Origin of the sequence: Hoeflea sp. EC-HK425 (genome assembly GCF_902498795.1) — a bacterium.
GTDB classification, from domain to species: domain Bacteria; phylum Pseudomonadota; class Alphaproteobacteria; order Rhizobiales; family Rhizobiaceae; genus Hoeflea; species Hoeflea alexandrii.
Window position 1 is genome coordinate 2,085,001 of the sequence record NZ_LR701572.1, and the last position, 22,406, is coordinate 2,107,406.

Here is a 22,406-nt window from a genome sequence, read left to right on the forward strand (position 1 = left end):
CCCGGTTGGAAAAAAGGTCGAGCCGGACGGCCCTGCCGAACGCATGGCTACCCGATGTTGGTGCGGTTTTCAAACACTAGACAGCGAGGACGCCGCGAACCGTAGCTCAGGAGGCCTGAAACACCGCCGGACGCTGTTGGGGGCCATTCTTGAAACGCTTTTGTGTCGGAATGTCTTCAAATATGATCCCTTCGACTTGCCGGCAGGGCAGCCGGTTAACCTATGTTAATTGACAAGTTTCCGGATGGCTTTAACTGTCTCCTGCGTGTGATTACAGGCGGAAATCGCGTTGCGACGATACTCAATTTCGACATGGCTGACTTTTTCGCTGTTCGCGATCGTTGCTCCGTTCAGCCTGTTTCTGTGGTTTCTGGCCGCGCAGCTTCAATCGAGCGAAGCCGACTCTGTCGACCGGCGAACGTTGCGCTCCGCGCAGAGCATCGCGCGCGCTGTCGAGCCGGTGATCAACAGCATGACGACGACCGTCAACCTGCTGGCCTCGACTGAGGAACTCGCCAATGGCGACCTCAAAACGTTCCATCGGCGGAGCGAGTTTGCCTTGCGTGAGACAGGCCAGTTCGTCATCGTCGTCGACGAGGCCGGCAGGCAGTTGCTCAACACCCGGGTCGACTATGGCGCGCCGCTGGGGACCATATCGGATAGCGACGGCTTCAGGAGGGCGATGGAAACCGGCAGGCCGGTCGTTTCCAACTTCTTCATGGGAAGAACCTCGAGGAAATGGGTGTTCAACGTGCTCAAGCCGGTGGACGTCTCGGTGGTATCCGATGCCCGCATGCTGGTGACCACCATGAACGCGGACGACCTGGCTGGTGCGATGGCAGAATTGCCGCTTCCCGATGGCTGGACAGCCGCAATCATTGATGGCGACGGCAATACGCTCGTGCCTGAAAGTCCGATATCGGTCCAAATGACCACCCCCGACATATTGCCGGTCGACATTCGCGCCGAAGATGTCTCCAGCCTGCCGTTCATCTCGCACTTCGACGGCCCGGAGGAGCTGGTCCTCGCTTATGCACCGATCCGCGGGACCCCGTGGAACGCGGTGATATCGGGCCCCCTTGCCTCCGCACAGGCGCCGATCCTCAAGACCTGGAAAATGCTCATCCTGGGCACGCTTGTGCTGCTGGGGGTGTGCGTTGTCGTCATCTACGCCGGCACGAAGCTGATCCGGAACGAGGTACGCGGCATCTCCCGCATGGCGGAAGGTGTCGGTCACGGTCGCGTTGTTTCGCCAATCCACACCCGGATCAGCGAACTCGACCTGATTGCGCGGGCGCTGTCGAACGCGTCCTATGACCGGAGCCAGAAGGAAGAACAGCTGACCATCGTCACGCAGGAACTTGCACACCGGACCAAGAACCTGATCTCGATCGTGCTCGCCATGGTCCGCCAGAGCTCGAAAAAGGCCAAGACCCCGCAGGACCTGGTGGCATCGACGGCAGACCGGATTGCCGGTCTCGGGCAGTCGATCGACCTGCTGACCGCCAGCGAGTGGAAGGCAATCACGCTGAGGGACCTGATCGAAAACCATGTGCGCACATTCGGCTCGATCGGCGGCAATATCGTGCTCGAAGGGGGAGAATTTTCGCTCGGCTCGGACGCCGTTCAGAATCTCGGAATGGCGATCCACGAGCTTGCCACCAATGCCTCGAAATATGGCGCGCTCAGCGTCGAGACCGGCAAGGTCGAAATCAGCTGGTCGGTGCAGCAGAGCGAGGCCGGCGAGCGGCTCGAACTGCGCTGGCAGGAAAGCGGCGGGCCGGCGGTGACAGAGCCCGAGCAGACAAGTTTCGGCACACAGATCCTCGATCGTCACCTGAGTGCGGCGCTGAACGGCCAGACGGAGATCAACTATTGCCCGACGGGGCTGGTGTGGGTTCTCAATGCTCCGGTGGCGACCCTGAACCGGACACTTCTGGGCTGACCCTGTTGAAGTCGATGCCGCTTTCACCAGCAAAGCGGCAGAGGCCTTGAGTAGCTTTTGCCATCCCCGGGTGTCAGTCCGGCATGCCAATCCCGCCCGAGGCAGCGGCAGGTAAATGAGAAAACCGGGCGGGCGCGCCGCATGCGGTGGCGTCAACCCTTGCACCCGCCCGGCAAACCGCAGGTCGTTAGGCTTCCCCGGCGGTTTTCGAGTTCAGAACGAAGACATTGTCGCTTCGTTCCGAAAACGCGAGTTTCATCTTGAGCCGCAACAGGGCTTCAAGGTTCGTGTTCGACACTCTGGAAGGCTCTTCTCCCTCCCAGTCCAGCGCGGTCTGCAACACGGCCATGTTGATGAGACGGCTGAGATCGTTCAACTGCATCCGGTCGGCTTCCTCCCTGCAGGTTACAAGCGTACGAATGATCCAGGCATAGGAACCGGCGTCTGTTGTCATCGATGCTTCCTTTCAGGCCCGGGCTGCTTGCAGGTCGGGATGGCGCGCGGCCGAGGCTTCAAGCGGGCCGGGAACATGCCAGGCCCCTTCGGGCCGGATCAGGCGATAGGGGTCATCCTTCAGCGACAGCGCGGTGGGCGAAGGTTCGATATCGTCCGCCATCTCGACGAAAACATGATCGGAGAACGCGAACGGCGCGCCATTTTCCTTGAGACTGAAACCGAAATGCTGCCAGAAGTTCAGGTAATCTTCGCGCGCGTGACCGTAGATGCGCCGGAACCCCTTTTCCCTGCACAGCGCGACACTGGCCCGCACGAGCTGGAAAGCGGTCCGCGAGGTGCGGAACTCGCGTCGCACGGCAAGCCGCTCGAGCTTGGCGAAATCACCGAAGAAACGTAGCCGCATGCACCCCGCCGGCTCATTGTCGACCAGCGCCAGCAAATGGGTCGCGGCGAGATCGTTGCCGTCGAATTCCTCGTTGTAGGGGCAGGACTGCTCTCCGATGTAGACAGCGGAGCGGACGGCGGCGACCCGCATCATGTCGTCAAAACCGTTGACCACACGGATACCGGTCGGACGCAGCACCGGGTCATGCGTGGCATAGCTTGGCATGCGTGCGGAAAGCGTCTTCGGCCGGCGCGGGATCATGTAGAAATCCTCGATCAGGCGTCCGCCGTGCCAGACCCCCTGTTCGAAACCGCGCCGCACCATGGCGCGGTGGCCGCGCAGGGTGAAGGATGTCGAGATGATGTCGGCCTCGGCGTAATGGGGCGAATCAAACCGGTCCATCACGCGGTTGATGCCGGCTGCCAGCACACCGGGCGTAAAGCTGGCCCAGACATAGATCGCCGCAGGACGTTCGTGCTGGCTGACCAGATACTCGTCCTGCGGATCAAGCAGGTTGAGCGTTCCCTCGAAAAGCGCCGAACGACCTGCCTCGTTGAGCAAAAGCGCCGACATGAACCCCTCGGGCCGGCTGCGGCCTCGCCGGGTGAACAGCCAGACCGAATCGGCGTTGCGTTCAGCCACCCTGATCACCGTCCCAGGCTCGGCCAGCCGGCCGATGGCCTTTCCCGCCGCTTCAAGCAGGCGCGGGACATCGGCCGGTTCGAGCCGGTTGGTCACGCTCACCATGGCCGCAGCGCGCTGCATGCGTTGGGCTTCCAAAGCCGCCTCCGCAGCCAATGCACTTGCTTTTGATGATGAAAAACTATTTTGTGGTGTGGCTGACATGGCCTGATACCCCTTCCAGTTGGGGTAGAGTAACCGTGCAGAACCGCGTTGACTTTGGCAAAGATTGTAACAGAGAGTTCCACCCATGGAACACCAGTGGCGCAATGCCGATTGGAACAGCATCCGGATCTTTCTTGCTGTCGCGCGGCTCAACAGCTTCCGCAAGGCTTCGGAAGAGCTGGGCATGTCGGTCAACACCGCACGGCGCACGATCTCGCGGCTTGAAGACCAGCTCGGCTATCTGCTGCTGTTCCGTGAGGCCGAGGGCGTAAGGCTGACCGACGAAGGCCGCCGGGTCGTGCTTGCGGCACGCGATGTCGAAAGCTCGGTCTCGGACATGTGGCGTGTTGCAGCGATGGCGGAGCGCGAGGCGAACGGCCCGATCCGCCTCGCCATCACCGAGGGTCTGGGCAGCTTCTGGCTGACCCCGCGCATTGTCGACTACATGAACGAAACCGGGGCGCAGAACCGTATCGAGCTGCAATGCGCCATGCGCTCGGTCGACGTCTTGCGCATGGAAGCCGATATCTCGGTGCAGCTGGAAATGCCCAACCGGCCCGAACTCAAGGTCAAGCGGCTGGGCTATCTGCATCTGCTGCCATTTGCCAGTTCGAGCTACCTCGAACAGTTCGGACGGCCAAAGAGCGTGGCCGACATGGTCAATCACCGTGTGGTCGAGCAGCAGACCGACCAGTTGCGCGGCTACGAGCTGGACAAGGTGTTCGGCCCAAAAATCGCCGAGCGCATAGTGCGGATGAAGACCAATTTCTCCTCGGCGCATTACTGGGCCGTTGCGAAGGGTGCAGGCATCGGCCTGATGCCGAATTATGCCCGGGCGATCGGCGGCGATGTGGAACATGTCGATCTCGGGTTCGACTTCCGTGTCGAGATCTGGCTCGCAACCCATCCCGAGATCGCCAAGAGCGCCCGGCACAGGAACTTCATCGATTTCCTTACGGACAGCTTTGACGAACGAAGGTTTCCCTGGTTCGGAGCCGACACCATGACGCCGCAGGAAATCGAGAAGCAGTTTTCGCGCGAGGATCTCAGATCCTATTTCGAAGGGTTTACCGCCCGCTCATGAGCTTGCCCCGTCTTCCCCGCCCTGCTCCGGAAATCGTCACCCTTGCGACACAGGATGAACATGACCGCATCGTCATGGTCCTCATGCAGCTGGAGATGGCCCTGGCCCTGGCCAAGGCCAAGAAACTCGGGCATCTGGAGGCCCATCTTGAAGCCGCGATCGCCGAGGCGCGCAGCCTGCAATGCAAGCTGCTCAACTGACGGATTTCATGTTCAGGCTGTAGAATTTCATGCTGCTGAATACCGCCCTGGATCGTTTCCGATGGAGGGTAGAATTTGCGCTGTAGAAGCTCAGCGCACCTGGTCAAGCAGCCGCTTGCATTCGAGCAGGTCGTAAAGAGCCTCCTGAAGCAGCGCGCGATCATCCCGTTTGAGACCGCCTGCTCCCGGCTCCGGCGCCTCGGCCTCGGACTTGCCGGCATCGCCGCCGAGACCGAAAAACCGGCGCGTCGACGGCAGCCGCGGCTTGCCGACCAGTTGGTCTTCCTCCGCCGGCGCGGCTGGGCGCGGAGCGGGCTTTTCTTCCGCGATTGTGGCCGATAGAGCCTCCACCGCGGCCATGTCCCCGCTGCCAATGGCAATGACGAACTTGTTGCCGTTCTGCTTGAGCAGTTTCTGCACGCCCTTGATCGTGTATCCCTGATCATAGAGCAGGATCCGGATGCCCTTGAGCAGTTCGATGTCATCGGGCCTGTAATAACGACGGCCGCCGCCGCGTTTCATCGGCTTGATCTGGGTGAACCTGGTTTCCCAGAACCTCAAAACGTGCTGCGGAAGATCCAGGTCTTCGGCCACTTCCGATATTGTCCGGAACGCGTCAGGGCTCTTGTCCATTGGACCACTCCGATCTCAGGCAGCCCCGCCGGATGAACCGGACGGAAAACCTGCCAAATTCCAATCTGATGCGCACCACAGTGGGCACCAACGGCATGTCGAGCGCCGCCAGCAATCTGTGCAAAGGCGCCCCGAATCGCGGCAACAGCGCATCAGGGAACCGTCATTTCAAAGGTTTGCGTGAAAAATATCAAGTGCGATCTGAAGCAGGACCTGCACCGCCCTGTCTCGGCATTGCCCGGGACCGCTTGGTCTCGTGCCAGGGCCGCTCAGGACTTGGCTTTGCCTTTTCGGGCCAGATGCCCCTTCAGAACACGGTTCTTGAGCACGTTGGAGGCCTTGAAGGTCATGACCCGGCGCGGGCTGATCGGCACTTCCTCGCCGGTCTTGGGATTGCGGCCGATGCGTTCCTTCTTGTCGCGCACCTGGAAGGTCGCAAAGGACGAGAGCTTGACGCTGTCGCCACGCACGATGGCGCTGCAGACTTCGTCTATGACCATCTCGACGAGCTCTGCTGACTCGGTTCGAGAGAGCCCGACCTTGCGGAAAACCGCCTCCGCAAGATCAGCCCTGGTAATTGTTTTACCACTCATTTTTTCCAACCAAACTGGTGAGCTTCCCCGCCGCCCGTAGATGCAGTCCGATAACTTTATGGATCATGTTCCTCAAGGTCAAGCAACTCCCATAAATGCGCCCGCATTACTGCGCTGCACCTAAACAGCGACCCCGGAAGGGTTAATTTTCCGTTGAGAAAACCTGACGGTTACCAGCGCAACAGCACCGATCCCCAGGTGAAACCGCCGCCCATCGCTTCCAGCAGAACAAGATCACCTTGCTTTATCCTGCCATCCGAAGCCGCCTCGTTGAGCGCCAGCGGAATGGACGCGGCGGAGGTGTTGCCGTGATGGTCAACGGTTATGACCACCTTGCCATCATCGATCCCGAGCTTGCGCGCCGAAGCGTCGATGATCCGGCGATTTGCCTGGTGGGGCACGAACCAGTCGATGTCGCTGGAACCGAGGCCGGTCGCTTCATAGGCAGCTTCGATGACATCGGTGATCATGCCGACGGCATGCTTGAACACTTCCCGCCCCTGCATGCGCAAATGACCGACAGTGCCGGTCGTCGAAGGGCCGCCATCGACATAGAGCTTCTCGCGATGCGCCCCGTCGGAACGCAGATGCGCGGTGAGAACACCCCGGTCGGCATTGGTGCCCTCTCCTTCGACGGCTTCGAGCACGATGGCGCCGGCGCCATCGCCGAACAGAACGCAGGTTGTGCGGTCGTTCCAGTCAAGAATGCGCGAGAACGTCTCCGCTCCGATAACAAGGACGCGCTTGGCCAGTCCGGACTTGATGTAGCTGTCGGCCGTAGTGACGGCGAAAACAAAGCCCGAGCAGACGGCCTGAAGGTCAAAGGCTGCGCCGTGATGCATGCCAAGCCGGTTCTGGATATTGACCGCGGTGGCAGGAAACGTGTTGTCCGGCGTGGACGTGGCGCAGACGATAAGATCGATATCGTCTGGGGTCATGTTGGCCCGCTCGAGCGCCTGACGTGCTGCCATCTCGCCCAGCGACGCCGTTGTTTCGCCTTCGCCGGCAATGTGGCGCTGGCGAATACCGGTGCGCTGCACGATCCATTCGTCGCTGGTTTCGACGACACCTTCCATATCAGTGTTTTTCATGATGCGTTCAGGGAGGTGGGCCCCGAAACCACGAACGACGGAACGGATCATGCTGGCATCCTAGCTGGAAGAAGTGTCACCGACCGAAACAGCAAGTGCCGAGCGGCGCGTGTGAAAAAGTTTGAGATCATGTTCGATTTTGGCCTTTAGACCGTTGCGGGCCATGTCATAGCCGACATCGACGGCTGCCGCAAAACCTTCAACGTCGGCCCCGCCATGGCTCTTGATGACGATGCCGTTCAGGCCGAGAAAGACCCCGCCATTGACCTTGCCGGGATCCATCTTCTCACGCAGCAGGTCGAACGCGCCCTTGGCGAAGACGTAGCCGATGCGCGCCATCAGGGTGCGCGACATCGCCGCGCGAAGATAACTTGCGATCTGGCGGGCGGTACCTTCGGCGGTCTTGAGCGCGATGTTACCGGAAAACCCCTCGGTCACCACCACGTCGACGGTTCCCTTGCCGATGTCGTCACCCTCGACGAAGCCGTAATAATCAAAACTCGGCATCGCGGCCTCGCGGATCAGCCGACCGGCTTCCTTGACTTCCTCCTGCCCCTTGATCTCCTCGACGCCGATGTTGAGCAGACCGACGGTCGGCTTTTCGATCTCGAACAGAGCGCGCGCCATCGCCGCACCCATCATGGTGAAGTCGATGAGCTGCTGGGCATCGGCGCCAACGGTGGCGCCCACATCAAGAACGATGCTCTCACCCTTCATCGTGGGCCAGATGGCGGCGATGGCCGGCCGGTCGATGTTGGCCATTGTGCGCAGGCAGAAGCGCGACATCGCCATCAGTGCGCCGGTGTTGCCCGCGGAGACACAGACATCGGCATCGCCGGTCTTCACCGCCTCGATGGCGCGCCACATCGACGAGCGATACCTGCCGTGGCGCAGAGCCTGGCTGGGCTTGTCGTCCATGCTGACGGCGACCTCGCAAGGCACGAATGTCGAGGCTTCGCGGAGCGCAGGGTACTTGTCGAGCACAGGGCTGCATTCGCTCTCGAGGCCGAACAGGGAAAAGCGGATGTCGGGATGACGCTCCAGCGCTTTGGCGACGCCGGGCACGACAACCTTGGGGCCGTGGTCGCCCCCCATCAAATCAACCGCAATCCTGATCACGCCCCGTCCTTTGTCCCCGGCTCTTCGGGCCGGATTAGTCGGCAGAAAATACCCGTTTTCGCTCTGCGTACAACCGCTTTGTCGTCGCACATGGCGTCAAGAAGCGGAATCGTCGCGCTTGAGACCTTGCAAAACCGCAAAAGGTGACGGTTTTTTGTCCACCGACGGATCACTCTCGATCCGGTCCGCATAGTCCAGGCCCGGCTTTCGCGGATACTCGTCAATCGAGAGCGCCGCGAACTCGGCAGCGACCGCGCCGACATCGATCGAATCGCCGCTGAACAGTTCGGGCAGGTCCGGCCCGTCCGGATCAAGAAACATCTCGCCATTGCCGTCGACGGCCCGTTGTGCCAGGCGCGAATTCTCGGGAAGGAAGACAGCTTCGACATCCTCCTCGATCTGCTGCTGCACCGGATCGAGGGTGACGACACAGTCCTGAACGATTTCGGAGCTGACATGGCCCTTCACCCGCACACCGTCGCGCTTCCAGCGGCCAAGGGAGAGTTCGGCCTCGAACTTCAATACCTCAGGCACGCCCCACTGCCTGGCCAATCGCTGCAGATCAGCAGTGTCCGCGGCAATCCTGACCGTGATCGGATTGGCCGACACATGGCTGACCTTGACCTCGTAGGCGAACAGGTCCTTTTCTGCCTCGGTCATCATGCAACCTCCCGGTCGGAAGCATTGAACGTCAACCGGCCGGCCGCAAGGGTTTCATCCGGCACCTCTTCAAGGGTGCTGGCGGTTGCGATCATCCAGTCGGCGAGCGCCTGCATCGGCGGTGCGGCATCACCGCTTTCGGGGTGAAGATTGCGCTTGAGCGCATCAATCAGGGCCTGCCGGTCGCCGGCGTCCACCGCCTGGCCGTAGGATTGGACCCGGCCATAGAACATGCGGGCGAGCTTTTTCATGCGCTTGGGCACCCCCATATCGCCGATGCCAAGTTCGCGGATCGAGTGATCGACGTCCTCGAAGAAGGCATCGACGATGTCCTGGGCCAGCGCCCTCGAGGGCTCTCCGGCTTTGCCGGTTCGGCGCAAATACAGTATGAGATGGATGGAAATCATCTCGAAACGACCCAGAACAGTGTCGGGAACGCCCATCGATTCGTAGAAGGCCGGCACCCGCGCCGCCCTGGTGATTTCGGCATATTGCCTTTCAACCAGAGCCTGATTGGATTTTTTTCGCTTGAACAGGTTCCAGATCATGAAAATGCCTTCAATGGCCGATGGATATCATCGCAACTGCAAGAGACTGGCGTGTTGCATCCGTGCGGAAGCTGGTTTACCGAATGGGACGCAAAACGCAATGGCTGCGGCTTTCAAGCCTGCGTGCCAAAGGGAGATGTCGTTGACGATAAGAGTTTTCAAGGCAACCGGACGGAATTTGCGTCTCGGCGCAGCAATCGCGCTGGTCTCGACGATCGCGCTGAGCGGCTGCACAACCGGGGAAGTCTTCCATCAGGGTTACGTCGTCGATCAGACCGCACTTGAACTGACACCTGTCGGGTCAAGCCGGGAACAGGTGCTGTTGTCGCTCGGTACGCCTTCGACCACGGCGACCTTCGACAATGAAGTCTTCTACTACGTCTCGCAGAAACGTACACGCGCAGCGATGTTCATGAAGCCGAAGCTGGTCGACCAGTCGGTGCTGGCGGTCTATTTCGATGACGAAGGCACGGTCAAGCAGATCGCCAACTACACACTTCAGGACGGCCGGGTGTTCGACATGATCTCCCGTACGACGCCGACCGGCGGCGTCGACAAGTCGTTCCTTGCCCAGGTCCTGGCCGGCGCATCAAGCGCTGAATCGGCGGCGAACTCGGCCCGCAACATCCTTGGCGGCGGCAACTGATCCCAACCAGCCAGGCGCAGCCTTTCGGGCTGCGCCGCGGCCTCATCTCCATATTTCATGAGCGTGCAATCTGCTCAATAAGCCGCAGATAGGGGCCGGTTCCGATCGCTCCGGGCGGGTCGAACGGATTCGAGAAGGCGGAGATAAAGAACAGGACCAGGCCCGTGAAGGCGCCGAACATGACAATCAGCATGACATTGTGCCGCTGCACCGGATAGGGGTAGTAGGCCAGCGCGATGAGGACGACGCCGGCCATTGCCGCGAACCAGAACATGGCGCTGATCGAGCCGGCCGCATGATTTTCACGCTTGACCCTCGTTTCCGAGATGACATGGATACGGTCAAGCATATGGCTGCGCAGGCTCTCCTGGCGCTGGTCGGCCGGCTCAAGATCAAGCACCGCCTCATACGCCGCGTCCCATTGCCCCCAGGCAGGGCCAAACAGGCCCTTGCCTTCGGCCAGATGATCCCATTCCCGTGAAACGACGAGTTCGAGATAGGCCTCTATCGGCTCCTGCACCACCGGCGCCAAATCCGGATCATAACGCCGGGCATCGAAATAGACGTCGGCGATCGCATTGGCCTCGACGGTGCTTTCGAATTTCAGTTGCTGGTAATCCACCATTTCCTGGGCAAACACCAGCGCCAGGATAAGCCCGTGCAAAGCGGAGACCCGGAAGATCACCGAACCGGCGAGATCCTTTGTGTGCTGCTCCGGGTCACCGCCGGTCAGGTAGCGCATGAGCAGATAGCAAAGCAGTGTCAGTGCTGCGGTTCCCAGAATGAAACCGCTTCCTTCCAAGACAGCGACGGTCATTGCCCCTCCCGTTCTGCGCGGCTATGCGCCGCTGCGAACATAGCATCAAAAAACCCCGCGAACATGGCTGTCCGCGGGGTCCTTGTTATGACAATCCTGTCTCTTGATCAGTGCGCAAGCACTGCCAGCAACAGAAGTGCAACGATGTTGGTGATCTTGATGGCCGGGTTGACGGCCGGGCCGGCGGTGTCCTTGTAGGGATCGCCAACGGTGTCACCGGTCACGGAAGCCTTGTGGGCATCCGATCCCTTTTCGTGCTTGACGCCATCCTTGTCGACAAAGCCGTCTTCAAAGGACTTCTTGGCATTGTCCCATGCACCACCGCCCGAGGTCATCGAGATGGCGACGAAGAGGCCGTTGACAATCACGCCGAGCAGCGATGCACCAAGGGCAGCAAAGGCGGATGCCTTCGAGCCGGAGATCAACAGCACGCCGAAATAGACAAACAGCGGCGCCAGAACCGGCAGCAGCGACGGCACGATCATTTCACGGATTGCAGCCTTGGTCAGGATGTCCACCGCACGGCCGTAGTCGGGCTTTTCGGTGCCTGCCATGATGCCGGGCTTTGCCTTGAACTGGCTGCGAACCTCTTCCACGATCGAGCCGGCCGCACGTCCCACAGCCGTCATGGCGATGCCGCCGAACAGGTAGGGGATCAGACCACCGAAGATCAGGCCGGCAACCACGTAGGGGTTGGACAGATCGAACGAGATCTCGCCCATATCCTTGAAGTAGGGATACAGCGTCGAGCCTTCCGCGTTCGCCTTGGCGGCAAAGAACTGAAGGTCGTTCGAGTAGGCCGCGAACAGCACCAGTGCACCGAGACCGGCCGAACCGATGGCGTAACCCTTGGTCACGGCCTTGGTGGTGTTGCCGACGGCGTCGAGGGCATCGGTGGCCTGGCGGACTTCCGGCGGAAGACCCGACATTTCGGCGATGCCGCCGGCATTGTCGGTAACCGGGCCGAAAGCGTCCAGTGCCACGATCATGCCGGCGATGCCGAGCATGGCGGTCACCGCGATACCGGTGCCGAACAGGCCGGCAAGCTGATAGGTCGAGATGATGCCGCCAACGATGACGATCGCCGGCAGAGCCGTCGATTCCAGCGAAATGGCGAGACCCTGGATGACGTTGGTGCCGTGACCGGTGACCGATGCCTGGCTGATCGAGTTGACCGGACGCTTGTTGGTGCCGGTGTAGTACTCGGTGATGACCACGATCAGCGCGGTGACGATCAGACCGACGACGCCGCAGGCAAACAGTGCTGTGCCGGTGATCGACTTGCCGTCGATAACGGCGATCTCACCCCAGCCGATGGTCAGCGAGGTGGCGCCGCCCAGGCCGATGATGGAGAGCACGCCCGTCACGATCAGGCCCTTGTAGAGCGCGCCCATGATCGAGCCGTTGGTGCCGAGCTTGACGAAGAAAGTGCCCACTATCGAGGTGATGATCGATGCACCGCAGATCGCCAGCGGATAGAGCATGGCCGAGCCGAGCACATCCATGCCGCCAAAGAAGATGGCGCCCAGAACCATGGTGGCGACAACGGTCACCGCGTAGGTTTCGAACAGGTCGGCAGCCATGCCTGCACAGTCGCCGACATTGTCGCCCACATTGTCGGCGATGGTTGCGGGGTTGCGCGGATCGTCTTCGGGAATGCCGGCTTCAACCTTGCCGACGAGATCGCCGCCAACGTCGGCGCCCTTGGTGAAGATACCGCCGCCGAGACGGGCGAAGATGGAAATCAGCGAGGCGCCAAAGCCCAATGCCACCAGCGCGTCAATCACCTGACGGCTATCAGAGGCAAGCGCCATCGGGCCGGTGAGGATGTAGTAGTAGACCGCAACACCCAAAAGCGCGAGACCCGCCACCAGCATGCCGGTGATGGCGCCCGCCTTGAAGGCGATGTCGAGGCCGCCGGCAAGATTGACCGCCGAAGCCTGCGCGGTGCGCACGTTGGCGCGCACGGACACATGCATGCCGACATAGCCCGCGGCACCCGACAGCACCGCGCCGATCAGGAAGCCGATGGCGGCGGTCGCGCCGAGCAACAACCAGGTAATGACGAAAACCACCGCACCGACGATGGCAATGGTGGTGTACTGGCGGTTCAGGTAGGCCTGAGCGCCTTCACGAATGTAGCCTGCGATTTCCTGCATGCGTGCGTTGCCCTGGTCGGCGGCCATCACCGACTTGGTCGCCCAGATGGCGTAGACAACGGAAAGCAATCCGCAGGCGATCACAGCAAAAAGAATTGTCATGCTGATATCCCTCCAATTTGGCCGGAATCCTCCCCCCGGCCAGGTATTGCGCGGCGAAAGCTGCACGGACCACACGTCCGGGCACCCTGCCGCATCGCGGCGGATGATTGCGACACAGGTGGGGTGCCGTCAAGGGCGCATATGGTGTTATTGCCAGGGCACAGCCAATAAGCATTGGGAAACGCTGCCGGAATGGCCGCTGATGGTCCGCGTCCGCAAAAACACCGCGGCCCAGCAGCATCACACCGGCGAGACCGTTCAGATCGAGCGGCGGCGCTCCAGCAGGACCTGCGTGCCCAGCGCCAGCAGACAGAACAGCGCAACCGGCCAGAACAGGCTGTTGAGGGCGTCCCAGCCCCACGCATTGAGCACCTTGCCCGACATCAGCGAGGAAAAGGCAACAATGCCGAACAGGGTGACATCGTGAAAGCCCTGCACCTTGTTCTTCTCTGACGGCCTGTAGGTCATGGTCACCATGGTGGTGGCACCGATGAAGCCGAAGTTCCAGCCTACTCCCAAAAGCACCAGGGCCAGCCAGAAGTTCCACAACTCTATGCCCATATGGGCGACGATGGCGCAGCCAAGCAAAATCACAAGGCCGGCGGCGGTGATGGTATCGCGGCCGAAGCGGGCGATCAGCTTGCCGGTGAAGAAGCTCGGCGCGAACATGGCCATGACATGCCACTGGATGCCGAGCGTCGCCAGTTCCGGCGAGAAGCCACAGCCGACCATGGCGAGCGGCGCACCGGTCATCATGAAGGTCATCAGGGCATAGGAGCCGACACCGCAGATCATCGCGGTGATGAAGCGGGACTGGCTGATGATCTCGAGAAGCGGCCTGGCCGGTGTTTCATCGTGGCCGGCGTCACCGGGCTTGGTGTCGTTGGGGATGCGCAGAAACCACAGGATCGACATGGTGATCAGGGCCAGCGGCACGAGGGCCACGAACGAGCCCGCAAACATCACCGGATCGAACAGTTCACGTGTGAAAATCACGGTCTGCGGCCCGATGATGGCGGCGAAGACACCGCCAGCCAGCACCCATGAGATGGCCTGGGCCTTGAAATTGGTGGGGGAGCCGTCGGCGGCTGCAAACCGGTACTGCTGAACGAAAGAGCCGCCCAGGCCGATAAAGATCATGCCGATGGCGAACAGCCAGAAGTCATGCCGGAACAGCGCGATAGAAGAAATAATCCCGCCAAGCGCGGTCATCACCATGCCCGACAGGAAGCCGTAACGGCGTCCGATCTGACGCATCAGCCAGGCGGCGGGCAGCGCGCCGATCGCAACGCCGAGATTGAAACCGGTGACCGGGGCCGTTGCCAGGGACTTGTCGGCGCCGAGCAGGTAGAAGCCGGCCAGTCCACCCATGGAAATGGCGATGGGAGCGGCCGCTCCACCGAACGCCTGCGCGCCCGAGAGCAACAGCGCGTTGCGGCGGGCAAGATTTTCGGCATCGGTTGTCCCGGCGAGCCCCACCCTGTCGAGAAACGCCATGCTGGTCAGTCCTTGCCGGGGTTCTGGTCGCCGCGATATTTGCGTGCCAGGCGATCGAGCACCGCATTGACGATCTTGGGCTCCTCGCCGTCGAAGAAGGCCCGCGCCACATCGACATATTCATTGACGACGACAGCCACCGGTACATCCTTCTTGGCGGAGAGTTCCCAGGCCCCTGCCCTGAGGATCGCGCGCAACGTGGCATCAAGCCGTGACAATGGCCAGTCCTCGGTCAGACCGGAGCGAATCACCGGGTCAAGTGCACGCTGGTTGTCGACCACGCCGGATACGACGGCGCGAAACCAGGCCGGATCGGCCGGACGGTACTGCTCGCCATCGATTTCGCTGCCGAGACGATGCGCTTCATATTCGGCGACGATCTCGAGCACGCCCGCACCGCCAATATCCATCTGATAGAGCGCCTGGACCGCGGCCAGCCGTGCTGCGCCGCGCTGGTTGGCGGCCTTGATTTCCGGCTCGGGCGCCGATGGTGAGGAAGTGTCTTCTGTCGCCACGTTCAGCCCGCCAGATTGTCTTTCAGCGCGATCATCGTCAGCGCCGCGCGCGCTGCAAAGCCGCCCTTGTCGAGCCGGTCCTTGCGGACCCGCTCCCATGCCTGCTCGGCGTTCTCTGTGGTCATGATGCCGTTGCCGAGCGCGAGCGATTCGGAAATCGACAATGTCATCAGGCCGCGCGCCGATTCATTGGCGACAATGTCGAAATGGTGGGTTTCGCCGCGAATGACCACGCCAAGCGCCACGAACCCGTCATACTCCGCGCCGCCCTCGTCCATCGCGTCGAGCGCCATGGCAATGGCTGGCGGAATTTCCAGAGCACCCGGAACGGTGACGACGTCATAGGTGGCGCCGCCGGCATCGAGAGCGGATTTCGTGCCATCCAGCAGGGCATCGGACATGTCATCGTAAAAACGCGCTTCAACGATGAGAAGATGCGGAATCTTGGGCTTGGCCATGACGGCTTTCCTTTTTGCGGACAGAATTGCCTCGCGTCTGGGTTCCTCACTGGAACCTGAGAACTGGGTCGGATCAGAGCGCGGTCAAATCACTTTGTCCGCAGCTTGGCAAGCGGAAATGGCTGTTTGGCTGGTTCCAGCGGCCTTTTGTCCGCTTCCGCGGCCCGTGCGTGCGGCAGTTGCTGCCGAATGCCCTTCCATGCTCCCCCCGCGCGCTGGATCGCGCCGGTACCTTTGCGGAACGAAACGACTCCGCTATGCAGGCAATCATGAGCGCAGCCAAACCCCGAGAAACCGACCTTTATCCGCCGGTCAAGGCCCTGCTCGAAAGCCAGGGCTATGCGGTCAAGGGCGAGATCGGGGCGGCGGATATCGTCGCCGTCCGCGCCGATGAGGATCCGCTTGTCGTGGAACTGAAAACCGGGTTCTCGCTGTCGTTGTTTCACCAGGGCATCGAAAGGCAAGCGATCACCGATGTGGTCTATATCGCTGTGCCGCGCGGGACAGGGCGGGCGTTCCAGAAGGCGATCGCCGCCAATACATCGCTCTGCCGCCGGCTTGGGCTCGGGCTGATGACGGTGCGGCTGAAAGATGGGCTGGTGGAGGTGCATGCCGATCCGGCGCCCTACAAGCCAAGGAAATCCAACATCAAGAAGGCACGCCTGCTGAAGGAGTTCGCCAAGCGTACAGGCGATCCCACTTCCGGTGGCGCGACACGCCAGGGCCTGATGACCGCCTACCGGCAGGATGCGCTTCGCTGCGCACGGGTTCTCTCCGAACTCGGTCCCACAAAGGCCGCGCTGGTGGCGAAGGCCTCCGGCGTCGACAGAGCGAGGGCGCTGATGGCCAATAATCACTACGGCTGGTTCGAACGGTTGGCGACCGGGATTTACGGCCTCTGCCCGAAGGGATCGGAGGCGCTGGCGCTGCTTGGCGATCCGGACAAGGTCGCAGAAACACCAGTTCCAGCCAACGTACGGGATTGACCCCAGCCGGGCACCGGACCCACCCTGCCCGCTACAACGCCTCGCCGACGTCGATGCGGTTGCCGTCATGGTCGGCGAACACGAACGCCCTCAAGCCGTAGTCCTTGTCCTGTATCCGCTTGATGATCCTCAGGCCGTTCGCCTGGCACAACTCGTACGCGGCGTTTGCGTCGGACACCATCATGTGTGCGACATTGAACGGCGCCGGCTTGCGATCCTTCTGAAGCGTCAGGTGCAGTTCTGCATCATCCTTCTTCAGGATCATGAATCCGGTCGGGTCGCCATTGCTGAACACGCACTCGAACCCGAAAACAGTGTTGTACAGTTGACAGGCGGCAGCAATATCGCTGACCGCAATCGTGGCCGCTATGCGACCGAGATATACATTCGAGGAACGGGTGGCTGTCATGGTTTACCCCATAGTCAAAGAAGCGACTGTGCAGGGCCGGTCGGTGCCGGTGGAGCGGTCATTCATCGCGATACAGGGCGGTGCCTGATACTGCGATATACCATCCGGCGGACTTGTTCAACCAATGCAGGCACGCATTTGAATGACCTTGTTTACACAAGGTTAACCATAAATGCGGATGCTCGGAGCCTGACACCTCTCGCCCGGGCAACGGCATGCGCCACGCACCTTCCTTCACTTCCGGCCCCTTGCGGCGTGCGGCACTTTCTCCGCTGCAGCACGGTCTCGACTTTGCCCGGCCCGGTATCATCACGCCCGGGCTTCTGCGGCTGTCGGCGATCGTGCTGTCGGCGGCCGGCATGGCGCTGATGCTGATCTCGCTTCGCCCCTTCGTCAGTTCCAGCCTGGTCAGCGAAACCGGCGGGGACGGCGGCAGCATCGTCAACCAGATCGGCTTTCTGGCGGCGGGCCTGGTGTTTGCCGTGGCAATGATGTGCCTGGCAAGCCGAAAAGTGCTCGCAAGCCTGCTCACGCCAAGCTACCTGATGCTGGCTGTCATCCTTGCCTATTCGGTGGCAAAGGCACCGGATCCGGACTCAATGATCCGTGCCGTGGTGCTCACCGTGATCGGCATGTTCATCGCGTTTTCTACGATTGCGCTGCCGCGCAGCGAGCGGGATTTCCAGATCGCGCTGCTGGCCGGAGCGGCGGCTGCGCTCGCCATGTCCTATGGCGGACTGGTGGTGGTGCCGGATCTGGCCACCCACGGTTACGACGCCTATGAGCCCCAGCATGCCGGGTTGTGGCGCGGTCATTTCAGCCACAAGAACGTTGCCGGCCCGGTGATGTGCGTGATTGCCATTTTCGGCATTTATCTGATGCGAACGGGTCATCGCCTCGGTGGCCTGATCATCTTCCTCGCCGGCGCGCTGTTCGTGCTCAAGACCGGATCGAAAACCACCAGCGGCTTTTTTCCGCTGTCGATCATGATCGTGATGATGGCCGGCCTGTTCGGGCGCAGCGGGGCGGCCATCCTGGCCTTTCTGGTCACTCTCGCCGGTGTGGCGGCGGCGACGCTGGGCTCGCTCTACAGCGGGCGCATTTCCTATCTGATCGAGGATCTGCTCGGTGACCGCACCTATACCGGGCGCACGACCCTTTGGGAGTTCAGCCTGTCAAAGATCCCCGAACAGCCGTGGACGGGTTTCGGCCTTTACAATTTCTGGAGCACCGACAACGTCTTCCTGCTCGACAAGCCCTTTGAATCGGCCTGGGACTACCGTTTCATCGTTCACGGTCACAACAACTATCTCGATATCGTGCTCAATCTCGGGATCATCGGCGGCGCGGTGCTGCTCTGGGTGCTGTTCATCGGGCCAATGTTCAACTACGCCAAAGCACGAAAAATACCGGGTAACAGGAAGATCGCCGACATGTTCTTCATGATCATCGTCTTCGCGGCGCTGCTGTCTTTCCTGGAGACATTTTTCCTGGCGCGCAACGATTCATTGTGGCTGATGCATGTCTTTGCGGTGTTCGGCCTACATCTGGCCGCCCGGTTCCGCCTCGGCGAAGACCCGTTCCCGCGCTGACCCGGTCAGTGGTGAAAACCGAAATCAGACGGGCTTGGCGGTTTCGGCGAGACGCGCGGCATAGCGCGCCATCTGGTCCACCTCGAGATTGACGCGGTCGCCGACCCCGCGTTCTCCCCAGGTGGTGACCATCAGCGAATGCCGGATCAGGAGAACGTCGAAATCGGTCTGATCGACGGCATTGACCGTCAGCGACGTTCCGTCGAGCGCCACAGACCCTTTGGGCGCGATGAACCGGGACAATTCACCCGGCGCACGCAGGGTGAAACGGCGGGCTTCGCCCTCGTCCCTGATGGCAATGATCTCGGCCTGACCGTCGATATGACCGGAGACCATGTGGCCGCCGAGTTCGTCGCCGATTTTCAGCGAGCGCTCGAGATTGATCCTGGCGCCGGCTGCCCATGTGCCGATGGAGGTCAGCCGCAGCGCCTCCTCCCAGGCCTCGACCTCGAACCAGCGGGAATTCTCACCGTCGGCCGGCAGTGCGGTCACCGTGAGGCAAACCCCCGAACAGGCAATCGAGGCGCCGATATCGATGCCGGCCGGATCCCAGGCGGTTTCAATGCGCAGGCTCACGCCCTGATCGCGCTCGGTCACTGCGGCCACCCGGCCGATATCGGTGATGATGCCGGTAAACATGGTGTCAGGCCCTTTCGTATTCATCCATCTGGTCGGTCCCGTATGTCATGGAAGCGAGCGGCCGGAAAGCCTCGGGGACGGTGGTCCTGGTGACCGGTGCGTTCACCGCATCGCCGTCAACACTCCCCTCACCCGTGAACAGGATCAGGCGGTCGACAAGATCCTCGGCCAGAAAGGTGCGGGCGACATCGGCGCCGCCTTCGACGAATACCGTCGAGAGGCCGCGGGCCGCGATATCCTCGAGCAATTCCGGCAGCGCGATGCGCCCGTCATGGGCGTCGCAGGCGAGGAATTCCACGTCCAGTTCAGCGAGCTCGGCCCGGCGCGGATCATCCGGAGCGGCGGCAGTGGCAATCCACAGGGGAACATCCCGCGCCGTTGCCACAAGCCGGGACCCGGCCGGCAATCTGAGTTGGGTATCAAGGACAAGGCGGACCGGAGACCGGTCTTCCAGCCCCGGAAGCCGGCAGGTCAGCTCGGGATCATCATTGATGGCGGTGCCGACCCCGATCAGGATCACATCCGAGCGGGCGCGTAGCGCATGGACCTGGTGACGGGCGATCTCGCCGGTAATGGCCACCTGCCGGCCGTCGCGCCGTCCGATCATGCCATTGGCAGAGACTGCAAGTTTGAGAGTCACATGCGCGCGGTTGCTGGTGCGCCGCTTGAGGTAGCCCGCCAGATCGCGTTCCGCCTCGCGCGCCAGCACGCCCTCCTCGACCTCGATGCCCGCGGCGCGCAATATGGCGTAACCGCGGCCGGAGACGCGTTCGTCGGGATCGGTCGCAGCCGCCACCACACGGGTGACACCAGAGGCGACCAGGGCCTCCGCGCAAGGCGGCGTGCGGCCATGATGGGCGCAGGGTTCAAGCGTGACATAGGCGGTTGCGCCGCGCGCCAGCTCCCCGGCTTCGGCCAGAGCCTGAGGCTCGGCATGCGGTCGCCCGCCGATGGCGGTCACGCCGCGTCCGACGATCACCGGCGCGCCTTCGATTTCGCGCACGATCAATGTTGCAACAGACGGATTGGAACCTGTGCGGCCCTCGTGCCAGCGCGCCAGCCGGATTGCCGCCGCCATGAAACGGCGGTCGCGCGCGCTCACGGCCATCGTGTCAGATATCCCCGACGGAACTGTCATTGGCGATCCGGGCAGTCAGCTCGGCGATGGTGCGCTCGAAATCCTCCGGCCCGGAAAAATCCCGGTAGACCGAAGCATACCGAACAAACCCCACATCATCCAAGGCCTTGAGCGCCTCGAGCACCAGCAGGCCGATCTCGTCGGTGGCGATCTCGGTTTCTCCCGAGCTTTCCAGCCGGCGCACGATGCCCGAAACCGCGCGATCGATGCGCTCGGGATCAACCGGGCGCTTGCGCAGCGCGATCTGGAAGGATTTCGCCAGCTTGTCGCGATCGAAGGGAACCCTGCGGCCGGTTTTCTTCAGAACCTGCAAGTCGCGCAACTGAACGCGCTCGAAGGTGGTGAAACGTCCGCCACAATCGGGACAGACCCGCCGGCGACGGATCGCGGCGCCATCTTCGGCTGGCCGCGAATCCTTCACCTGGCTGTCTTCGGAACCGCAATAGGGACAGCGCATACCGGCTTACCCGAGATGCGGATAAAGCGGGAAACGGTTCGTCAGCGCCACCACTTTTTCCTTCACCGCGGCTTCCACCTGGGCGTTGCCCTCCTCCGAGTTGGCGGCCTTGAGGCCGTCGAGAACCTCGAGGATCAATGCGCCGATTTCGCGGAATTCGGCCTCGCCAAAGCCACGGGTGGTGCCGGCCGGCGTACCGAGACGGACACCCGAGGTGATCGTCGGCTTTTCCGGGTCGTTGGGGACACCGTTCTTGTTGCAGGTGATGAAGGCGCGACCGAGCGCGGATTCCGACGCCTTGCCGGTCAGGTTCTTCGGCCTGAGGTCAACCAGCATCAGGTGGGTGTCGGTGCCACCGGAGACGATCTCGAGGCCACCGGCCACGAGAGTTTCGGCCAACACCTCGGCGTTGCGGACAACGTTGCCGATGTAGTGCTTGAAGTCCGGGGTCAGTGCCTCACCGAAGGCCACAGCCTTGGCTGCGATGACATGCATCAGCGGACCACCCTGCAGGCCGGGGAAGACTGCCGAATTGATCTTCTTGGCGATATCCTCGTCATTGGTCAGAACGATGCCGCCGCGCGGCCCGCGCAAGGTCTTGTGGGTGGTCGAAGTCGCCACGTGAGCATGCGGGAACGGACTTGGATGAGCGCCGCCGGCGACGAGACCGGCAAAATGCGCCATGTCGACCCACAGGATGGCGTCAACCGCGTCGGCAATGGCGCGGAAACGGGCGAAATCGATCTGGCGCGAATAGGCCGAGCCGCCGGCGATAATGATGCGCGGCTTGTGCTCGTGGGCGAGCGCCTCGACCTGGTCATAGTCGATGGTGCCGGTGGCGAGATCGAGGCCGTACTGGACCGCGTTGAACCATTTTCCCGACAGGTTGGGCCGGGCGCCATGGGTCAGGTGACCGCCGGCGTCGAGACTCATGCCCAGAAGCGTGTCGCCGGGCTTGGCAAGAGCCAGAAGCACGGCCTGGTTAGCCTGCGAACCGGAGTTCGGCTGAACATTGGCGAAGCCGCAGTCAAACAGCTGCTTGACCCGGTCAATGGCCAGTTCCTCGGCGATATCGACAAAGTGGCAACCGCCATAATAGCGACGGCCCGGATAGCCCTCCGCATATTTGTTGGTCATCACCGAGCCCTGCGCTTCCAGAACCGCGCGGGAGACGATGTTCTCTGAAGCGATCAGCTCGATCTCATGCCGCTGGCGGCCCAGCTCGCTCTGAATGGAACCGAACAGTGCGGGATCGGCATCAGCCAGGGTGCGGTTGAACGATGCATCTGAAAAACGGGCGGCGGCGGTCGCGTTGGACATGTTCCGGGTTCCTTGTGTGACTCGGGGTATGGCTCGGGTCTGACGTAACGTCCGCCTGTGGTCCGGCGGCGTCCAAAGATTAGCTCGAATCCGGAGCAATGTGTTCCGGTC

General features: G+C 61.8%; 24 protein-coding genes. 6 read left to right on the forward strand and 18 right to left on the reverse strand.

What is annotated here, in order from left to right; translation table 11 throughout:
• The first annotated feature begins 289 nt into the window (after positions 1 to 289).
• Positions 290 to 1,945, forward strand: a complete 1,656-nt coding sequence (locus SPHINGO391_RS12845; RefSeq protein ID WP_152009192.1) for a sensor histidine kinase — start codon at positions 290 to 292, stop codon at positions 1,943 to 1,945.
• 187 nt (positions 1,946 to 2,132) lie between these two features.
• On the opposite strand, the gene SPHINGO391_RS12850 is transcribed toward SPHINGO391_RS12845, so the two are convergent.
• Positions 2,133 to 2,399, reverse strand: a complete 267-nt coding sequence (locus SPHINGO391_RS12850; protein WP_152009193.1) for a hypothetical protein — start codon at positions 2,397 to 2,399, stop codon at positions 2,133 to 2,135.
• A 12-nt stretch (positions 2,400 to 2,411) separates the two neighbouring features.
• A complete protein-coding gene (locus SPHINGO391_RS12855) occupies positions 2,412 to 3,551 on the reverse strand; it encodes a GNAT family N-acetyltransferase (RefSeq protein WP_193217279.1) in 1,140 nt (379 codons plus the stop codon).
• A 166-nt stretch (positions 3,552 to 3,717) separates the two neighbouring features.
• Here SPHINGO391_RS12855 and SPHINGO391_RS12860 point away from each other — a divergent pair, with 166 nt between their 5' ends.
• Both SPHINGO391_RS12860 and SPHINGO391_RS12865 read left to right on the forward strand, forming a co-directional pair.
• On the forward strand, positions 3,718 to 4,716 hold the full coding sequence (locus SPHINGO391_RS12860; protein WP_152009195.1) for a LysR family transcriptional regulator: 999 nt from the start codon (positions 3,718 to 3,720) through the stop codon (positions 4,714 to 4,716).
• The gene (locus SPHINGO391_RS12865; protein WP_152009196.1) at positions 4,713 to 4,916 is read left to right on the forward strand and encodes a hypothetical protein; all 204 of its coding nucleotides are present in this window, start codon (positions 4,713 to 4,715) and stop codon (positions 4,914 to 4,916) included. Before SPHINGO391_RS12860 ends, SPHINGO391_RS12865 begins: the two co-directional genes overlap by 4 nt.
• Before the next feature lie 90 nt (positions 4,917 to 5,006).
• On the opposite strand, the gene SPHINGO391_RS12870 is transcribed toward SPHINGO391_RS12865, so the two are convergent.
• The 6 genes from SPHINGO391_RS12870 to SPHINGO391_RS12895 form a co-directional block, all read right to left on the reverse strand.
• A complete protein-coding gene (locus SPHINGO391_RS12870; protein ID WP_152009197.1) occupies positions 5,007 to 5,549 on the reverse strand; it encodes a MerR family transcriptional regulator in 543 nt (180 codons plus the stop codon).
• 269 nt (positions 5,550 to 5,818) lie between these two features.
• Positions 5,819 to 6,142 carry an integration host factor subunit alpha gene (locus SPHINGO391_RS12875; protein WP_152009198.1) on the reverse strand — a complete coding sequence of 108 codons (324 nt, stop codon included), beginning with the start codon at positions 6,140 to 6,142 and terminating at the stop codon, positions 5,819 to 5,821.
• A 170-nt stretch (positions 6,143 to 6,312) separates the two neighbouring features.
• Positions 6,313 to 7,284 (reverse strand): beta-ketoacyl-ACP synthase III, encoded by a 972-nt coding sequence (locus tag SPHINGO391_RS12880; protein ID WP_152009199.1) that lies wholly within the window; start codon positions 7,282 to 7,284, stop codon positions 6,313 to 6,315.
• Positions 7,285 to 7,293: 9 nt separating this feature from the next.
• Positions 7,294 to 8,352, reverse strand: coding sequence for a phosphate acyltransferase PlsX (plsX, locus tag SPHINGO391_RS12885; RefSeq protein ID WP_152009200.1), 1,059 nt, complete (start codon positions 8,350 to 8,352; stop codon positions 7,294 to 7,296).
• A 96-nt stretch (positions 8,353 to 8,448) separates the two neighbouring features.
• On the reverse strand, positions 8,449 to 9,012 hold the full coding sequence (locus SPHINGO391_RS12890; RefSeq protein ID WP_152009201.1) for a DUF177 domain-containing protein: 564 nt from the start codon (positions 9,010 to 9,012) through the stop codon (positions 8,449 to 8,451).
• A complete protein-coding gene (locus SPHINGO391_RS12895; RefSeq protein WP_152009202.1) occupies positions 9,012 to 9,560 on the reverse strand; it encodes a ubiquinol-cytochrome C chaperone family protein in 549 nt (182 codons plus the stop codon). The genes SPHINGO391_RS12890 and SPHINGO391_RS12895 overlap by 1 nt, the downstream gene beginning before the upstream one ends.
• Before the next feature lie 136 nt (positions 9,561 to 9,696).
• On the opposite strand from SPHINGO391_RS12895, the gene SPHINGO391_RS12900 reads away from it, so the two are divergent.
• Positions 9,697 to 10,206 carry an outer membrane protein assembly factor BamE gene (locus tag SPHINGO391_RS12900; RefSeq protein WP_152009203.1) on the forward strand — a complete coding sequence of 170 codons (510 nt, stop codon included), beginning with the start codon at positions 9,697 to 9,699 and terminating at the stop codon, positions 10,204 to 10,206.
• Positions 10,207 to 10,261: 55 nt separating this feature from the next.
• On the opposite strand, the gene SPHINGO391_RS12905 is transcribed toward SPHINGO391_RS12900, so the two are convergent.
• The 5 genes from SPHINGO391_RS12905 to ribH form a co-directional block, all read right to left on the reverse strand.
• A complete protein-coding gene (locus tag SPHINGO391_RS12905) occupies positions 10,262 to 11,023 on the reverse strand; it encodes a DUF4239 domain-containing protein (protein WP_152009204.1) in 762 nt (253 codons plus the stop codon).
• Positions 11,024 to 11,130: 107 nt separating this feature from the next.
• Positions 11,131 to 13,284 (reverse strand): sodium-translocating pyrophosphatase, encoded by a 2,154-nt coding sequence (locus SPHINGO391_RS12910; protein ID WP_152009205.1) that lies wholly within the window; start codon positions 13,282 to 13,284, stop codon positions 11,131 to 11,133.
• Positions 13,285 to 13,542: 258 nt separating this feature from the next.
• Complete coding sequence (locus SPHINGO391_RS12915; RefSeq protein WP_152009206.1) at positions 13,543 to 14,781, reverse strand: MFS transporter; 1,239 nt, start codon at positions 14,779 to 14,781, stop codon at positions 13,543 to 13,545.
• A 5-nt stretch (positions 14,782 to 14,786) separates the two neighbouring features.
• A complete protein-coding gene (gene nusB, locus SPHINGO391_RS12920) occupies positions 14,787 to 15,302 on the reverse strand; it encodes a transcription antitermination factor NusB (protein WP_193217426.1) in 516 nt (171 codons plus the stop codon).
• Positions 15,299 to 15,754: a 6,7-dimethyl-8-ribityllumazine synthase gene (ribH, locus tag SPHINGO391_RS12925; protein WP_152009208.1), complete on the reverse strand. Its 456-nt coding sequence runs from the start codon at positions 15,752 to 15,754 to the stop codon at positions 15,299 to 15,301. The genes nusB and ribH overlap by 4 nt, the downstream gene beginning before the upstream one ends.
• A 269-nt stretch (positions 15,755 to 16,023) precedes the next feature.
• On the opposite strand from ribH, the gene SPHINGO391_RS12930 reads away from it, so the two are divergent.
• A complete protein-coding gene (locus SPHINGO391_RS12930) occupies positions 16,024 to 16,740 on the forward strand; it encodes a DUF2161 family putative PD-(D/E)XK-type phosphodiesterase (protein ID WP_152009209.1) in 717 nt (238 codons plus the stop codon).
• A gap of 31 nt (positions 16,741 to 16,771) precedes the next feature.
• On the opposite strand, the gene SPHINGO391_RS12935 is transcribed toward SPHINGO391_RS12930, so the two are convergent.
• Positions 16,772 to 17,149 carry a VOC family protein gene (locus SPHINGO391_RS12935; protein ID WP_152009210.1) on the reverse strand — a complete coding sequence of 126 codons (378 nt, stop codon included), beginning with the start codon at positions 17,147 to 17,149 and terminating at the stop codon, positions 16,772 to 16,774.
• Between the two features lie 215 nt (positions 17,150 to 17,364).
• Here SPHINGO391_RS12935 and SPHINGO391_RS12940 point away from each other — a divergent pair, with 215 nt between their 5' ends.
• A complete protein-coding gene (locus SPHINGO391_RS12940; RefSeq protein ID WP_152009211.1) occupies positions 17,365 to 18,741 on the forward strand; it encodes an O-antigen ligase in 1,377 nt (458 codons plus the stop codon).
• A gap of 24 nt (positions 18,742 to 18,765) precedes the next feature.
• On the opposite strand, the gene SPHINGO391_RS12945 is transcribed toward SPHINGO391_RS12940, so the two are convergent.
• Genes SPHINGO391_RS12945 through glyA form a run of 4 tightly spaced genes read right to left on the reverse strand, consistent with a single transcriptional unit; the run spans position 18,766 to position 22,295 of the window.
• Positions 18,766 to 19,380, reverse strand: a complete 615-nt coding sequence (locus SPHINGO391_RS12945; RefSeq protein ID WP_152011550.1) for a riboflavin synthase — start codon at positions 19,378 to 19,380, stop codon at positions 18,766 to 18,768.
• 4 nt (positions 19,381 to 19,384) lie between these two features.
• Positions 19,385 to 20,488 (reverse strand): bifunctional diaminohydroxyphosphoribosylaminopyrimidine deaminase/5-amino-6-(5-phosphoribosylamino)uracil reductase RibD, encoded by a 1,104-nt coding sequence (gene ribD / locus SPHINGO391_RS12950; protein WP_244615183.1) that lies wholly within the window; start codon positions 20,486 to 20,488, stop codon positions 19,385 to 19,387.
• Positions 20,489 to 20,492: 4 nt separating this feature from the next.
• Positions 20,493 to 20,975 carry a transcriptional regulator NrdR gene (gene nrdR / locus SPHINGO391_RS12955; RefSeq protein WP_152009213.1) on the reverse strand — a complete coding sequence of 161 codons (483 nt, stop codon included), beginning with the start codon at positions 20,973 to 20,975 and terminating at the stop codon, positions 20,493 to 20,495.
• Between the two features lie 6 nt (positions 20,976 to 20,981).
• Positions 20,982 to 22,295 (reverse strand): serine hydroxymethyltransferase, encoded by a 1,314-nt coding sequence (gene glyA, locus SPHINGO391_RS12960; RefSeq protein ID WP_193217280.1) that lies wholly within the window; start codon positions 22,293 to 22,295, stop codon positions 20,982 to 20,984.
• Positions 22,296 to 22,406 lie beyond the last annotated feature (111 nt).

What these genes read in the sequence shown, in the direction of transcription:
- SPHINGO391_RS12880 (WP_152009199.1), bottom strand. Translation starts at nt 7,284, where the DNA reads ATGATCCGTTCCGTCGTTCGTGGTTTCGGGGCCCACCTCCCTGAACGC.
- SPHINGO391_RS12900 (WP_152009203.1), top strand. Translation starts at nt 9,697, where the DNA reads ATGTCGTTGACGATAAGAGTTTTCAAGGCAACCGGACGGAATTTGCGT.
- SPHINGO391_RS12860 (WP_152009195.1), top strand. Translation starts at nt 3,718, where the DNA reads ATGGAACACCAGTGGCGCAATGCCGATTGGAACAGCATCCGGATCTTT.
- SPHINGO391_RS12915 (WP_152009206.1), bottom strand. Translation starts at nt 14,781, where the DNA reads ATGGCGTTTCTCGACAGGGTGGGGCTCGCCGGGACAACCGATGCCGAA.
- SPHINGO391_RS12890 (WP_152009201.1), bottom strand. Translation starts at nt 9,012, where the DNA reads ATGACCGAGGCAGAAAAGGACCTGTTCGCCTACGAGGTCAAGGTCAGC.
- SPHINGO391_RS12910 (WP_152009205.1), bottom strand. Translation starts at nt 13,284, where the DNA reads ATGACAATTCTTTTTGCTGTGATCGCCTGCGGATTGCTTTCCGTTGTC.
- SPHINGO391_RS12940 (WP_152009211.1), top strand. Translation starts at nt 17,365, where the DNA reads ATGCGCCACGCACCTTCCTTCACTTCCGGCCCCTTGCGGCGTGCGGCA.
- SPHINGO391_RS12945 (WP_152011550.1), bottom strand. Translation starts at nt 19,380, where the DNA reads ATGTTTACCGGCATCATCACCGATATCGGCCGGGTGGCCGCAGTGACC.
- SPHINGO391_RS12905 (WP_152009204.1), bottom strand. Translation starts at nt 11,023, where the DNA reads ATGACCGTCGCTGTCTTGGAAGGAAGCGGTTTCATTCTGGGAACCGCA.
- ribH (WP_152009208.1), bottom strand. Translation starts at nt 15,754, where the DNA reads ATGGCCAAGCCCAAGATTCCGCATCTTCTCATCGTTGAAGCGCGTTTT.
- SPHINGO391_RS12850 (WP_152009193.1), bottom strand. Translation starts at nt 2,399, where the DNA reads ATGACAACAGACGCCGGTTCCTATGCCTGGATCATTCGTACGCTTGTA.
- SPHINGO391_RS12870 (WP_152009197.1), bottom strand. Translation starts at nt 5,549, where the DNA reads ATGGACAAGAGCCCTGACGCGTTCCGGACAATATCGGAAGTGGCCGAA.
- SPHINGO391_RS12865 (WP_152009196.1), top strand. Translation starts at nt 4,713, where the DNA reads ATGAGCTTGCCCCGTCTTCCCCGCCCTGCTCCGGAAATCGTCACCCTT.
- SPHINGO391_RS12895 (WP_152009202.1), bottom strand. Translation starts at nt 9,560, where the DNA reads ATGATCTGGAACCTGTTCAAGCGAAAAAAATCCAATCAGGCTCTGGTT.
- SPHINGO391_RS12855 (WP_193217279.1), bottom strand. Translation starts at nt 3,551, where the DNA reads ATGCAGCGCGCTGCGGCCATGGTGAGCGTGACCAACCGGCTCGAACCG.
- ribD (WP_244615183.1), bottom strand. Translation starts at nt 20,488, where the DNA reads ATGGCCGTGAGCGCGCGCGACCGCCGTTTCATGGCGGCGGCAATCCGG.
- SPHINGO391_RS12935 (WP_152009210.1), bottom strand. Translation starts at nt 17,149, where the DNA reads ATGACAGCCACCCGTTCCTCGAATGTATATCTCGGTCGCATAGCGGCC.
- SPHINGO391_RS12930 (WP_152009209.1), top strand. Translation starts at nt 16,024, where the DNA reads ATGAGCGCAGCCAAACCCCGAGAAACCGACCTTTATCCGCCGGTCAAG.
- SPHINGO391_RS12875 (WP_152009198.1), bottom strand. Translation starts at nt 6,142, where the DNA reads ATGAGTGGTAAAACAATTACCAGGGCTGATCTTGCGGAGGCGGTTTTC.
- glyA (WP_193217280.1), bottom strand. Translation starts at nt 22,295, where the DNA reads ATGTCCAACGCGACCGCCGCCGCCCGTTTTTCAGATGCATCGTTCAAC.
- nrdR (WP_152009213.1), bottom strand. Translation starts at nt 20,975, where the DNA reads ATGCGCTGTCCCTATTGCGGTTCCGAAGACAGCCAGGTGAAGGATTCG.